This is a genomic window from Cyclobacterium salsum (assembly GCF_010119245.1).
Taxonomy (GTDB): Bacteria; Bacteroidota; Bacteroidia; order Cytophagales; family Cyclobacteriaceae; genus Cyclobacterium; species Cyclobacterium salsum.
Genome location: NZ_WNKG01000020.1, coordinates 13725 through 28513 on the forward strand (window position 1 = coordinate 13725; position 14789 = coordinate 28513).

Annotated in this window: 12 protein-coding genes; all 12 read left to right on the top strand. The window is 35.0% G+C overall.

What is annotated here, in order from left to right:
* Positions 1 to 4 precede the first annotated feature (4 nt).
* The 12 genes from GJS45_RS22885 to GJS45_RS22940 all read left to right on the top strand — a co-directional run bounded on the left by GJS45_RS22885 (position 5) and on the right by GJS45_RS22940 (position 13354).
* Entirely contained in the window at positions 5 to 1033 is a 1029-nt protein-coding gene (locus GJS45_RS22885; RefSeq protein ID WP_162344219.1) for an NAD-dependent epimerase/dehydratase family protein, read from the top strand.
* Positions 1034 to 1338: 305 nt separating this feature from the next.
* Positions 1339 to 2193: a glycosyltransferase family protein gene (locus GJS45_RS22890; RefSeq protein WP_162344220.1), complete on the top strand. Its 855-nt coding sequence runs from the start codon at positions 1339 to 1341 to the stop codon at positions 2191 to 2193.
* 57 nt (positions 2194 to 2250) lie between these two features.
* Positions 2251 to 3699, top strand: coding sequence for a lipopolysaccharide biosynthesis protein (locus GJS45_RS22895; RefSeq protein WP_202928159.1), 1449 nt, complete (start codon positions 2251 to 2253; stop codon positions 3697 to 3699).
* Positions 3700 to 3708: 9 nt separating this feature from the next.
* Positions 3709 to 4608, top strand: coding sequence for a glycosyltransferase (locus GJS45_RS22900; protein ID WP_162344221.1), 900 nt, complete (start codon positions 3709 to 3711; stop codon positions 4606 to 4608).
* A 314-nt stretch (positions 4609 to 4922) separates the two neighbouring features.
* Positions 4923 to 6044 carry a glycosyltransferase family 4 protein gene (locus tag GJS45_RS22905; RefSeq protein ID WP_162344222.1) on the top strand — a complete coding sequence of 374 codons (1122 nt, stop codon included), beginning with the start codon at positions 4923 to 4925 and terminating at the stop codon, positions 6042 to 6044.
* A gap of 148 nt (positions 6045 to 6192) precedes the next feature.
* On the top strand, positions 6193 to 6906 hold the full coding sequence (locus GJS45_RS22910; protein WP_162344223.1) for a glycosyltransferase family 2 protein: 714 nt from the start codon (positions 6193 to 6195) through the stop codon (positions 6904 to 6906).
* 68 nt (positions 6907 to 6974) lie between these two features.
* On the top strand, positions 6975 to 8186 hold the full coding sequence (locus GJS45_RS22915; RefSeq protein WP_162344224.1) for a hypothetical protein: 1212 nt from the start codon (positions 6975 to 6977) through the stop codon (positions 8184 to 8186).
* Between the two features lie 63 nt (positions 8187 to 8249).
* The gene (locus GJS45_RS22920) at positions 8250 to 9404 is read left to right on the top strand and encodes a glycosyltransferase (protein WP_162344225.1); all 1155 of its coding nucleotides are present in this window, start codon (positions 8250 to 8252) and stop codon (positions 9402 to 9404) included.
* Between the two features lie 78 nt (positions 9405 to 9482).
* Complete coding sequence (locus GJS45_RS22925; RefSeq protein ID WP_162344226.1) at positions 9483 to 10391, top strand: glycosyltransferase family 2 protein; 909 nt, start codon at positions 9483 to 9485, stop codon at positions 10389 to 10391.
* Positions 10388 to 11140 (top strand): glycosyltransferase family 2 protein, encoded by a 753-nt coding sequence (locus tag GJS45_RS22930; RefSeq protein WP_162344227.1) that lies wholly within the window; start codon positions 10388 to 10390, stop codon positions 11138 to 11140. Before GJS45_RS22925 ends, GJS45_RS22930 begins: the two co-directional genes overlap by 4 nt.
* A gap of 549 nt (positions 11141 to 11689) precedes the next feature.
* Positions 11690 to 12166 (top strand): helix-turn-helix transcriptional regulator, encoded by a 477-nt coding sequence (locus GJS45_RS22935; protein WP_162344228.1) that lies wholly within the window; start codon positions 11690 to 11692, stop codon positions 12164 to 12166.
* 288 nt (positions 12167 to 12454) lie between these two features.
* Positions 12455 to 13354 carry an NAD-dependent epimerase/dehydratase family protein gene (locus GJS45_RS22940; RefSeq protein WP_262887958.1) on the top strand — a complete coding sequence of 300 codons (900 nt, stop codon included), beginning with the start codon at positions 12455 to 12457 and terminating at the stop codon, positions 13352 to 13354.
* Positions 13355 to 14789 lie beyond the last annotated feature (1435 nt).

The window sequence follows — 14789 nt, forward strand, 5'->3', positions numbered from 1 at the left end:
CAAAATGAAGTATTTAATTACAGGGGGATGTGGGTTTATTGGCTCTAACCTGGCCGCCGAGGTACTCAAGAAAGGAGAAGAGTTGTTTGTATTTGATAATCTTTTTCGACACGGAAGTGCACAGAATCTAGAATGGTTAAGCAAGCAAGGTCAATTTAAATATTATCCTTTTGATATCCGGAATGCCAATGATGTAGAAACTGTGATCAGGGAAGTAAAGCCTGATGTCGTTTTCCATTTAGCTGGTCAAGTGGCGATGACGACATCCATTTCTAACCCTAGAATGGATTTTGAGGTGAATGCAATCGGCACTTTTAACTTACTTGATTCAATCAGGAAATATAGTCCTTATGCATCGATTCTATATTCATCAACTAATAAAGTATATGGAGATTTTTCAGCTTTGACATTTGAGGAAGCGGAAACCAGATATATTTGTAATGAATTCCCAAACGGAATTCCCGAAACATATCCCTTAGAATTTCATTCTCCTTATGGTTGTTCAAAAGGTGCTGCAGACCAGTACCTCTTGGATTTTCATAGGATTTATGGTTTAAACACCGTAGTTTTCCGTCATTCCAGCATGTACGGAGGTAACCAGCATGCGACTTATGATCAAGGATGGGTAGGTTGGTTTATTCAAAAAGCATTGGAGATCAAAAAAGGAATAGCCAAGGAACCATTTACTATTTCAGGAAATGGAAAGCAGGTGAGAGATGTGCTTCATGCTAACGATGTAGTTAACTTATATTTTAATGCCAATGAAAAAATGGATAAGATAAAAGGTCAGGCTTTTAATATTGGAGGGGGGAATGAAAATAGCCTTTCTCTTTTGGAGCTTTTTACGCATCTAGAAAGGATACTAGATATAAAAATGGAATACATTCAACTTCCATTTCGTGAAAGTGATCAGCTCGTGTTTATTGCTGATAATGGAAAAGCAAAAAAAGATATTAAATGGTATTCAAATATAAATAAAGAGGTGGGTTTGATTGAAAGTATTGAATGGGGTAATAAGATGCAAGTTAAATAATGAAAATTTCATAGCGAATATTTTAGATGAAAAAGGTTCTTTTAGCAGGAAATATAATCGGTTCTTACCGCTCACAGTTAATAATTAATTATTTTAGTGAACGTAATTATGATTATATGTTTTCAATATTGCCTTTCAATTTCATTTTATCTGATCGAAAGGGGTTCACCTTTCGGATAATTAATTTTATCTTGAAAAGATTTTTTATCCCGTTGTATTATGTTTTTTTAATTATTAATTGCGATATTTTTATTTATTTATCGATGAATTCGCAGCATATTTGGACTATAAAAGTTGCAAAATGGATGAAAAAAATCGTGGTTTTTGATTTTTATCTGTCCCGTTATTTAGTGAGTATAGAGAATAAAAAAGTTGGACAACAGCAAGGAAAAACATACGAAAAAGAATTTGATATAACTTGTTTAAAAAATTCCTCAAAAATAATATTTTTGAACCAAAGTGAAAAAGATTTTTATTTGGATATTTTATCTTATTCTGTTCCTCCTAATAGGATTGAGATAATTTCCTTGAAAAGTCCCATTAGAAAAAAGGCAAAGTTGTTGGCGTTTCGAAATATTAATCGGCAAAGAATTTTCAATATTTGTTGGTGGGGCAAAGCTTCACAATTACACGGAATTGAAAATATGTTAAATGGATTAAAGCAACTTGAATCAATTCGAACAGATTTTAAAGTAAACTTATTTGAAAATAATAGAAATAGAGCTTTACATTTAGCTGAACAAGTGAATGCTTTAGGATTTGTAGTAGAGATTAATGTTCATGATAGTTTAACATTCGTAAATGGGCTAGAAGAATATTTAGTTAATAATTGTGATATTTCCCTTGGTAGTTTTGGTGACACAAGAATGGCTAAGACTGTATTAATGAATAAGGTCGTTGATACATTAAGTTTGGGAATTCCGATGGTTACGCAGGCTTCTGAGGCAATTTTTGAGTTTGGTTTAAATGAGGATATATTGTGGATACCAAAAAATTTATCAAGTTCATCTATCTCTAGTACTTTAAATCAATTGATGGAATATAATCTTATACCTAATGATTTCCAAAAAAGGACACATACAAAATTTCAATACAATTTCACGTCAAATAGTTTTGAAATTTCTTTTGAGAAATTACTAATATCAGTTTCTGGTACATGATATTTATAGTAAAGTATCAATACTATTTTTTAAAATAATGACAATTTAGGTTTAATTTTGGGAGCTAGAAATTTATTTTTTTCTGGAATATTTTATTCTGCTCTGGGAAAATACAGTGGAGTAATATTGTCCATTATAATTGGTGCTGTATTAGCACGGTTACTTACCCCAGAAGAATTTGGGATTGTAGCTATTTTAACAGTTTTTATAACTTTTTTTAATCTATTAAGTGATATTGGTATTGCACCTGCAATTATCCAAAGTCAAAATCTAGGGAGAGATGACATCCAATCCATTTTCTCTTTTTCGGTAATAATAGGTTTTCTACTCGCTATAATTTTTTATTTATCTTCAGAAGCAATTGCAAGTTTTTATAATGAACCGGAATTAGTAAATGTTGGTCATTTGCTCTCTATTACTCTTATTTTTAATACTTTTAAGATTGTGCCCCAAGCCTTAGTTGTAAAAAAGTTACAATTTAAACATATTGGAATAATAAATGTATCAATCCAGTTACTTAGTGGTATCCTGGCAATATACCTTGCTTACACTGGATTTAGTTACTATGCATTAGTTTATAAGAGTATTTTTGATAGCGTGCTTTTATTTATTTTATTCTACTGGATGGCAAAATTGAATTATAGATTTTTATTTAAATTGAGTTCCTTAAGGAAAATTGCCCGTTTTTCTACGTTTCAGTTTATGTTTAATATTATAAATTATTTTTCTCGAAACACTGACAATTTATTAATTGGTAAGTTTTTCGGTCCATCTGTATTAGGCTTTTATAGTAGATCTTATCAATTGATGATGATGCCTGTATCGAATCTCACACATGTGATCACACCGGTCCTTATGCCAATAATTTCCAAATTTCAAGATGATAAAGAAAGGATTTTTAATTCCTACCTCAAGGTTGTAAAAATACTGGCGATAGTAGGGTTTCCTCTATCAATCTTTTTATATTTTGCAGGCCCAGAAATAATTAATATTGTTTACGGCGATCAATGGAAAGATAGCATACCTATATTTAGATTATTAGCACTTACTATCGGTATTCAAATGGTGTTGTCTAGTTCAGGTTCAATATTTCAAGCAATTAATCGTACTGATTTATTATTTTATTCTGGAACTTTAAGTGCTGTACTTATGGTGAGTGGAATATGTTATGGTGTATTTATAGGAGAAAGCCTTGAATCTGTCGGATATGGTTTAATTGCAGCGTTTTTTGTAAATTTTTTTCAAGCGTTTTTTATTCTAGTAAAAATTGCACTAAATGAATCTTTAATAAAATTTTTTTATGCCTTAATATTACCTGTATCAATTGGCATAGGGTTTGTGATTTCCTTGTCTTTTTTGACTATGATTTGTCTATCTAGCATCTATCTATCTTTATTTCTTAAAATGGGCGTATCTATTTTTACCTTTCTATTTATATTTAACATTTCTGCAGAGAATAGGAAATTATTTAATTTTTATCTGAGGAAAATTTTGATTATTAAGTAATTATTATTTATGAACACAAATAGTTCCGACCAAATTTTTGTTTCGGTAATTATTCCTACCTATTTAGATTGGGGTAGATTAGCCGAATGTTTAAATTCACTTTCAAAACAAACTTACGACTCAAATCTTTTTGAAATAATTGTAATAAATAATGCTCCTAATGATGAGAGACCTCCTTATTTAACAGTCCCTATAAACTGTTTAGTTCTGAATGAATCCAAGTCTGGTTCCTACGCTGCTAGAAATAGAGGAATACAAATGGCTAAAGGTGAAATAATAGCTTTTACTGATTCTGATTGTATTCCCGATCCCAACTGGATCAAAAATGCGGTTAATCTATTTTCAATTTGTGATTGCGACAGAATAGGCGGCAGGATTGATTTGTTTTATAGATCTAAGATATTAAATAGCGCAGAGCTTTACGAAAAAATATATGCGTTTAAACAGGATCAATCTGTAAAAGCTTCATCATCGGCAGTCACGGGTAACATGTTTACTTACCGAAAAGTTTTTGATAAAATCGGTTTTTTTAATGAAAAAATGTTGTCCGGAGGTGATCATGAATGGGCTAAACGAGCCGCAATTGCAGGGTTTGAAATTATTTACGGTAAAGATGTCGTTGTTAAACATCCTGCTCGTAATAATATTAAGCAATTGAAAATGAAGGCTAAGCGTGTAGCAGGTGGTAGGGTTTTAGACCGTAAGAAAGGTAAAATTAGAGCAATTTTACGGTTAATATTAGCTTTTATACCTAAATTTCGCAGTATTTATTCAAACTTAAATGCTTATGGATCTGATTTATCATGTTTTGATAAAACCAAGGTTTTTTTAGTGAAATATTATTTGAATATAGTGTCGGCCACTGAGGAATTATTAATTTTTTTTGGTAAAAAGTCCTTAAGACAATGATTTATTAGAATGAATTAGGAATTATATGTATTTTTAATTTTCACAAGATACCTGGTTTTATACCAAAGATGTTTTTGTCCACCCACTGGTGTCTATATTTTTGAATGTTGAAGAATTTATTTCCAGAAAATACTTATATATTTTTTGACTTGTTTTTAGTATTTTATAGTTTCATTAACTATAGTTTGAAATTTATTTTTTAATGAAGGGAAGTTACATTGTTTTATCATATCTATAATTATTCTGATATTTCTTTTGTTTTCTTAATAATTGCTTTTTAATGCAAAAGTTTGATAATTTTAAAGAGTAATCATATGAAAAAACGGTTAAAGGTATTGTATGTTCATCATTCTGGTATATATTCAGGTGCATCAAAAAGTTTAAGTTATGTTATTAAGAACTTAGACAAATTTAAATATATTCCTTATTTGTTAAATATTGAGAGAGGCCCTGTGAATATAATTTTTAAACTATTACCCGTCCTCTTAATGCAATCAAAAGGAATAAGGCCCTTCCATGGCTCAACCGTTGTTCAGAAGAGTCTAAAATTATTTATTCGTAATTGGGTTTTTCTTATTCCAAGTATTATCAGAGCTAATATTCTGGTAAGGCGGATCAATCCTGATTTGATCCATTTAAATTCCTCTTGTTTATTTGTTTTTGCTATAGTTGCCAGATGGAATAAAATTAAAGTTATTTGTCACTTGAGAGAGCCTTTGCGTAATGGAATTTGGGGTGCTCCTATTCGTTTTTTTTGTCAAAGGTTTGTGGATGGGTTTATATCCATTTGTAAAAACGATTTGGATTCTATGAAATTTTCAAAAAATTTTAATATTCCGTGTAAGGTAATATATAATTTTGTAGAAACAGTAGAGATGGACAAGAAATCGAACTTTCTTAAATCCGAACTTGGTATTAAGTCTGGTGATATCGTTTTTTTATATTTGGCTCGTTTCGCTAGCTTTAATGGATGGAAGAAGTTGATCTCAATGGGTGAAAAGCTCGTCAATGAACATCCTAATTTTCATTTCGTTTTGGTAGGAGCTCAGAAAGAGTCCGATTTTATATATAACAGGAAGAAGAACTTTTATATTTTACCTTTTAAACAAGATGTTACATCGATATTGCTGTGTTCGGATATATTTGTTTGTCCCTTTACTGAGCCTCATTTTGCTAGAGGAGTTATTGAAGCGTCGGCGTCTGGACTTCCTGTTATTGGTTCTAATATCGGCGGAGTTGATGAATTGGTAATTCATAATGAAACAGGATATTTGTATTCATCTGAAAAAGAATTTATAAACTATGCAATTGAATTAGGCGCTAATGAAAATTTAAGAAAGAAAATGGGGATGTCAGGAAGATTATTATCTGAAAAAAGATTTAATTTGGAGAAAAACCTGAAAAGTACATATGAATTTTATGAATTGTTTTTTTAATTTTATTATGTATAAGATATTTTTTTACTTTGGGATCTAGGTCTCACTCAGTTTAAAATCTTTTAAGAAATTAGATCGGATAATCGAGGTGTTTTTTAGTTAAATTCGTTGCTCAATTGTTTTCTTTTTTCAAATTTTAGTTTATTTTATGAAAGTTGTTTCCGTAATTACAATTTGCTTTAATGCTGTCCTTGATATAGAAAAGACAATTCAATCTGTAATAAATCAAACATTTACAAGTGTTGAATTTATTATTGTTGATGGTGGTTCAACTGATGGTACCCTTCAAATCATTCGAAAATATGAAAATAGTATTGATGTTATTATTTCAGAACCAGATAATGGCATTTTCGATGCAATGAATAAGGGTTTGAATGCAGCTACAGGTACTTGGATTAATTTTATGAATGCAGGAGATTGCTTTTATAATTCAGATGTTATTGAATCAATTTTCTCCAAAAATGATATTCAAGGCGTTGGCGTATTATATGGTAGTACTTTTTCGAATGGAACCCTGCGTAGACCTCAGAAGTTAAATTTTTTAAAGTATGGCGGAATAATGGCGTGTCACCAATCTATATTCTATAATCGTATTATTTGTGGGAATGAGATGTATTATAAAACAAAACATAAATATTATGGAGATATAGAATTAACAAGGAGATTATTCATTAAAGGAATAAAATTCCGTAAGGTATCTATCATTATCGCCAATTTTCAAGGAGGTGGGTTTTCATCCCAAGTTTCAATTTTAGCTAGAAGAGCAAAATTTGATTATCTGGTTCAGAATATGGGATTAATTGGAATTATATATGGTCTTATTGGGAAAATTAAATATCTTTTGGATAAGCCTAATGTTTAGAATTCTTTTGTTTAAGTATGTACATAGGTTTTAGTTTTATTTTATCAAGGTGTATATAATTTTTAAGTATGAAACTTTCCATTGATAATTTTAAAACATTTTATTATTTTTTATTATTTTTTTTATCGGTTGGTGCTTTCTATCCTTTTGTTCATAATTTTGTTTTATTCCCTCAATTTACCGTTGTTATTTCTCTTGCATTTATATGTGTTTGGTTTTTAACTATTGTTGTATGTAATAATTTTATTGTTCTACCAAAAAGAGCCTTTAATAGAATTGTTTTAGTGCAAGTTTTCTTTTTTGCTATAGCCTATTTCGTATTAGATTCACCGTCTGTATTGATGGTTATTTTTTATTTAATTTTATCTTGGATTTTTCTACTTTTAGTTATCAATTCCTTTTCAATAAATACTTTTATAAAGTATTTCACTAGGTTCAATATTGTTTCCGCTTTTTTTTGTTTTTTAGGTGTAATCCTTTTTTCAATTGGCTTATTAGGCTTAATCGGTTCCTATGAATATCAAGGTGAATTTAACATATATAATTATGGTTTGTTTTTTGTTAAAAGGACCCAAGAACTTTCTTTTCAGCTACGCCCTGCAGGATACTATGATGAACCAGGTAGTTTTGCATTTGTTATCATGTTTCTATTGTTAATTAATCGTAAGTTTTTTAACAATAGAAAATGGGAATATTCTCTTTTATTTTTTCCACTGGCTACCCTATCTTTAGCTCATATAGTTACAGTGCTTGTATTTTGCTTGTATTACTACGTTAGTTTTAAGAGTATCGGTAATTTAATTGTGTTTTGTCTTTTTATTTTTTCTCTTCTTTATACTCTTAATTTGTTTTCACACGTTGATTCAATAAGGTACGTGAAGGATCGATCTGTTGGAAGGATCGAGAACATTATTTCTGGTGGGGATGATGTTTCCCGCCAAGGGGGTTTAGAACAAGGGTTTTCGATTTTTTTGGAGAATCCTTGGGGATACCCTAAGGAAAAAGTCAAAGAAAAGTTTCCTGATTTTGTCAATGAGGTTTTTTGGTCCCCGTTGATTTACTATGGTATTTTTGGAATTGGATTTTATTTATTACCTTTTATCTATATTTCTATTAGAATCCTAAGGTCAAATAATAGAAAATATGGATTCTTTTTATTTGTTGTAGTACTAAATTTGCTCCAGCGTCCATTTTATATCTATCCTTTATTTTTGATATTGATTTATTTTCTGTTTTTTGTAGATTACAATAAGTTATCAAATAAGGTTAGTTATATTTAAATTTTTTTGATTCGATTTATTTATTTTTATTTATCTTCTTTAAATAATATTTAAGTAGTGTATATGAAAGACGTATATTTTTTTATTAATATTGCATCTCATTATCGTGGTTGGCTTTGGTTAAAAATTTTACAATCATCTGATTTTAAATCGTCATTCTTTTTTGGTGGATCAGGTTCTTCTGGTATTAAGACTATAAATTTACAGAGTATAGATTTTTCAAAGTACGCTGATAGGTTTTTTAAAGTAAATAATGTTTGGTTAGGTAGACGTATCCTCATTTGGCAAACCGGTATAATCATGTTTTGCATAAAAAGCAAAATGAATGTTGCTATTTTTACAGGCGAAATGTATTGTCTTTCTACCTGGATTGCCGCTTTGATTTGTCGTATTAGGAAAATTGAGGTAGTTTTTTGGGGACATGGATTATATGGGAATGAGGGTATAGTTAAATTGTTTATTCGTAATAATTTTAATCGATTAGCTGATAAACACTTACTGTATGAGAGAAGAGCCAAGAAATTGATGGTTGATCAAGGTTTTGAAAATGATAATCTGTACGTTGTTTTTAATTCCCTGGATTATGACTACCATAGAGAACTTCGTCAAAAAATCGATCCTATTTCTAAATCTGAAGCTTTTCCTTTTTTCAATAATTTGTCCGTTCCTGTTATTGTATTTATAGGACGTTTAACCTCTTTGAAACGCTTAGATATCCTTCTAGATGCTATAAAACGTTTAAATAGTGGGTCTTTATCAGCAAATCTATTAATTATTGGGGAAGGGCCTGAACGAAGCAAGCTGGAGGAGATTGGTAAAAGTAGCATTGATGATTCTTGGTTGCACTTTACCGGTGCTTGTTACGATGAGGAATTAATTGGGCATTACTTGTCAAAAGCTGATTTATGTGTATCCCCGGGAAATGTAGGATTAACTGCTATACATAGTTTAAGTTTTGGTACACCGGTTGCGACTCACAGTAATTTAGCTAATCAAATGCCTGAAGTTGAAGCGATAATAGATGGTTACAATGGGTTCCTATTTAAAGAGAATGATGTTGATGACCTATCTTTTAAAATTAAGGATTGGTTGGAAAATAATTCGGACAGAAATGAACTAAGGCAAAGATGTTTTGAGGTTGTTGATTCCTATTATAATCCATCCTACCAAATGTCAGTATTTAACAGATTAGTTAAAGGTGAGAATCCTGAAATTTAAACAGTTTTTTAATAAATTAAGTAATTTTGTTCGTCTGTTTCTTCTTAGTAAATGTAGCTCTTAGTATTTTATTTTAGTATGGCATTGATTTCTATTTGTATCCCTACCTATAATCGGTTAGAATATCTTAAGGAATGTTTGAAGTTCTTTAAAGATGAAGTTGATTTGTATCCATTTATTTTAAATGATGTTGAATTTCTGATATCTGATAATTGTTCAACAGATGGTACCGATGTTTTTCTTCACAACTTCTCACAGGTCAACCCTGAATTTAAATTTAAACGAAATGTAACTAATTTGGGCCTGGTAGGTAATCTTATTTCCTGTATAAATGCTGTAGATACGGAATACCTTTGGTTTGTTAGTGATGATGATAAGTTAGAAAGAGAAATTGTTAATAACGTTTTGTCTGCTATAAAAGAGAATTATAACCCTGAGTTTGTTTTTTTAAACTATTATATAAAAGGTAAACCTGGTTATACGTTAAATTCTGGTTATTTTCCGAATTCCAAAGACGTCGCATTAGATATATTTAATGAGGGCTATGGTTCATTAGTGTTTATTACATCGTGCGTTTATAAAACTACTAATTTACGATCCTTGTCTGATAACTTGATGTTTACCTGGCTTGGGGGACCGCTTCTCTATTCATTTCATAGTTTGTCAAAAGGTTCCTCTTTCATTTTCTCCAAACCGCTCGTTTATTTTAATTCTTCAAATGCCAGTTATTCCGGTTTAAAAAAAGAACTTAAGCTTAAATTTGAAAATTACATTCCGATTCTTGAGTATTTACCTCAAATTGGATACGATCAACTGAAAATTAATAAAACAATTCGATCGTTCATTAATAAACAATCGCCTTCTTTAATTTTATATTTCATTTTTTTCCCATCAAAAATATTTTATTTATTTAAATATATTTCTTTTAAAACGTTAATTTCTTTGCCAATTAATACTGTTAGTTACTTAGCTAATAGAATAAAATGATGATATCAGTTGTAACTGTAACTTATAATTCTTCACGCACCCTTCAAGATACCATTTTTAGCGCTTCGAACCAGAGTTGTTCTAAGTTTGAATTTATTGTTATTGACGGAGTATCTAACGATGGATCGATTGAAATTTTAAGAGATAATGAAAAGTTCGTCAGTCAGTGGATTTCCGAGCCTGACACCGGGATGTACGATGCCATGAACAAAGGTATCCACATGGCCACCGGAGATGTGGTTGGGATTTTAAATTCCGACGATGTTTTTTATGATGATCAGGTGCTTAGCAAGGTTGCTGCCGCTTTTAAAAAAAATCCCGAGTTGGATGCGGTGATTGGGGATATTGTTTTCGTAAAAGAAGACGATTTGAACCAGGTAGTGCGTAAATATTCGGCAAAAAACTGGAAACCGGCTAAATTTGCCTGGGGCTACATGCCTCCGCATCCTTCCTTTTTTGTGCGCAGGGAATGGTTCGAGAAGTTGGGGTACTACAAGACGGACTATAAGATTGCCGCCGATTACGAGCTCCTAATCCGATTCTTGCTAAAAGGGGGGCTGCGCTGGAAATACCTGCCCCTCACCACCACCAAAATGCGCATGGGCGGACTCAGCACCCGGGGCATCCAGAGTCTGATTACCCTAAATAAGGAAATCTACCGCGCCTGTAAAGAAAACGATGTCTACACGAACTACGCCATGATCTATTCCAAGTATTTGTTTAAGCCTTTTGAGTTTATTTTTAAGTAGCTTTTGTTTGCGTATTTGCTGTAGAAGTGTATTTGAAGTTCGTGCAGCTTTCCAATCTGATTGAATACGGTTAGTCATTGGCCATTAGCCATTGGGCTTTTGCCTTTGGCACGACCAACCGCCAATAGCCAATAGCCAATAGCCAAGAGCCAATCCATAAAACCATCCAAACTTTTGAAAACAAAGAATCAGATTACTAAAATAAATGTTGACTTAAATCAACAAAATTAGTACTATTGTCATGGGCAGTAATAAGCATCCAAGCAAAGTCATTCAAGAGGCGATCGAATATGCGTTGCAAAAAGATTGGAGAATAGTTGAAGCAGGAAGCAGTTCGCATGCCTTTTGTCGTTTGTTTTGTTGCGAACAAAGCAGGGAGGGTTGCATCATTTCTATATGGAGCACCCCAAAAAGCAAGGAGGCGCACGCAAGACAAATAAAGCGGGTGGTTGACAATTGTCCCCACTATAATAAAGATTCAAAGGGTTAAAGATGTCAATTTTTCATTTTACGTTAGTTTTAAAAGGTTTGTTAAAACCTTCCGATGATTTGGAAACCAAGTTGTTTGAGGGGGGGTGTAATGATGCCTTGCTTTATTTTAGGGAGCAGACAGCTTATTTGGATTTTGACCGGGAAGGGGAGTCCTTTGAAGTGGCTATCTTGAGTGCTATTTTGGATGTTGAAGATGCAGGAATACCGGTGAGTAGTGTGGAACCGGGAGATTTGGTTACTGCTGCAGAAATTGCCAGGCGTTTGGGCAGGTCCAAAGAATCCGTTCGCTTGCTGATTTCCGGTGCCAGAGGGAAGGGAGCCTTTCCTGTTCCGGTGGCAGGTGTAATCTCCAAAACCAAAATCTGGCGCTGGACCGAAGTGTTGGACTGGATGCTGCTACACCATAAACTGTCCGACAAACAGTTGATTCAGGATGCGTATACCATCCGAAATTTCAACGAATCCTTTGCCATCAGAGAAAATCCGACGGTCTATGAAAAGGCAGGGAAGCTGGCGAAGCGGTTGAAAAGATGAATAGGCCGGGCTAAAATGTAAAAATTAAAAGTTCGTCTTACGTCAGACTGCCGCGGGAGCGGTGTAGGATTCCGATATCCCATTTATTCCTAAAACGCTCCCTACCGATGACGTATTTATCAAATCGCTGAAAATCAATATATTAAAAATCCACATCGTCATCCCGATTTCTGCGTTTTTTAAAATGTTAATTCTCGCAGTGACGGCACCGTCAAACCATCACCAAATCACCACATCCTCACATCACCTAACCATCCCACCATCGAACCATTAAACCATCAAATCATCATCACCGGCGCCTCCGGCTTCGTAGGCCAAAACCTGCAAAAGCACTTAAAAGACAGGCCCTGGAAAGCACTCAGCCGAAATCCCTCCGGTTCAGGCTTGTCCTATGCCGAATTCTGGAAGCAAAATGACTTGTCCTTTCGCCACTACATCCACCTGGCCGGAAAAGCGCATGACCTGAAAAAAACATCCGGCGAACAGGATTACTGGGAAGCCAATTACGAGTTGACCCGCAAGCTGTACGATCGTTTTCTAAAAGATCCTCATGCCGAAACTTTTATTTTTATCAGCAGCGTCAAGGCCTGCGCCGACAGGGTAACAGGCTGGCTCAGGGAAGAAACGCCCTGTGCTCCGGAAACGGTCTACGGCAAGTCCAAGCGTAAAGCAGAGGAATACCTGTTGGATAATTTGCCCGAAGGCAAGCGGGTCTATATCCTGCGCCCCTGCATGATCCACGGTCCGGGCAACAAGGGAAACCTAAACCTGCTCTATGCCTTTGCCCAGAAAGGATTTCCCTACCCCCTGGCCGCCTTTACGAACGAACGCTCCTTCCTCTCTGTGGATAACCTCTGCTGGGTGATGCTCCGGCTAATGGAGAAGGACATTCCCTCGGGCATTTATCAGGTAGCCGATTCCGGGGTTTTTTCTACCGATGAACTCATACAAATGATGGCCGCCTCCCTGGGCAAGCCCGCCCGGCTGTTGAAAATCCCTGCGGGCCTGCTGCGGGCGGCTGCAAGGGTAGGGGACCGGTTGCGCCTCCCCCTCACCAGCGAACGCCTGCAAAAACTCACCGAAAGCTATAAAGTAAGCAACGAAAAGCTGCTAAAGGCCCTGGGCGACGATCTTCCCCTGACGGCCCGGCAAGGGTTTGAGAAGACTTTTGAGGCATTCAAGGGGTAAATGTTTACTGATTCACCACAGATGGCCACAGATTAACACAGATTTTTTTGGCAAGTGAAATGGGTACTGGCTGGTGTGTAGGTTCTTGCATTTTGGAAGGAGCGCTGGTTTTGGTTTCCATCGTGGTAGTTAAGGGTTAATGTGGTTTGATATGGGCTAGGCTTTCGGGTCTGGCCTTTTTGTTTTAAGACCTTGTTTTTTGTCCAATCGTGGTTGTTAAGGGTTAATAGAGAGCGAAAGGTTGGGGCGAGATCACGGGCTTTGAATTTACTAGCTTTGATAGAATTTATAGGAATGAAAAATGCGGGTGGGCCGACAAAAAACCGGGGGTGTGGGAGGATTGCGGGGGGAAGGATTTTTTTGTCTTGACCTTTTTGGTACTTTTTGGGTCAAGCCAAAAAGTACAGAAGGAATTGGGATTAAAACAAGGAATACAACCTGTGTCCTGCCATGCCCTTTGCCTAAAGCCGGGTGACTGTTTAGGGTCTGGCTATTTTGCGTTTGGGGCTGGATTTGGATTCAGTCCTGGTGGTTGATAGGTTTAATCATTTACTGATTCACCACAGATGGCCACAGATTAGCACAGATTTTTTTGGCAGGAAAGTTGGTTAAGGGTTAATTGGCATTTGAATGGCCGGGCTTTGGGGTCTGGCCATTTTGCGTTTGGGGCGGGTGCTGGATTCAATCGTGGATGTTAAGGGTTAATTGGCTCGAAGCCTGTTGGGAATTTGAGACGGGCATATTGGCAGGAAGAGTTGTTTTGGATTCTAGCCTGGTGGTTAAGGGTTATAGGTCAGTCGGTTGTGCCTGGTAGTTTTGATAGAACATATATATATGAGTAAAGCGGGAGGGGCGGCACAAAACCGGGGTGCGCGGGAGGATTGCGGGGGGAAGGATTTTTGTGCCTTGACCTTTTTGGTACTTTTTGGGTCAAGCCAAAAAGTACGAAAGGAATTGGGGTTAAAACAAGGAAAACAACTTGTGTCCTGCCATGCCCTTTACCTACAGCCATGTGACTGTTTAGGGTCTGGCCATTTTGCGTTTGGGGCTGGTTTTTGGGTTCAAGCGTGGTGGTTAATTGGCTGGGGCTCTGCTGAGGTATAGGGATCGACTTTGGTGCAGTTTCTCTTGTTTTGGGTTCAGCGGCGGTGGTTAACCTGGCTCGGTCTGGGCAGAGGTGTAGTTTCGGGCAAATAGGCAGGAGAGGTGGTCTTGGGGTCAGCCGTGTTGGTTAAGGGTTAATATGGTTCGATATGGGCTGAGGTATTCATAGTTGCTGTCCGGCAGTCAACCATTACTTTGGATTCAACCCTGGTGGTTAAGGGTTAAACAATTGTACCATCAAATTATCACCACACCATCACATCATCCCTTTGTGTCCTCCTATGTTGAAAAGCAAACAAAACAGCTAAAATTCCACATACTTTTCCATTCT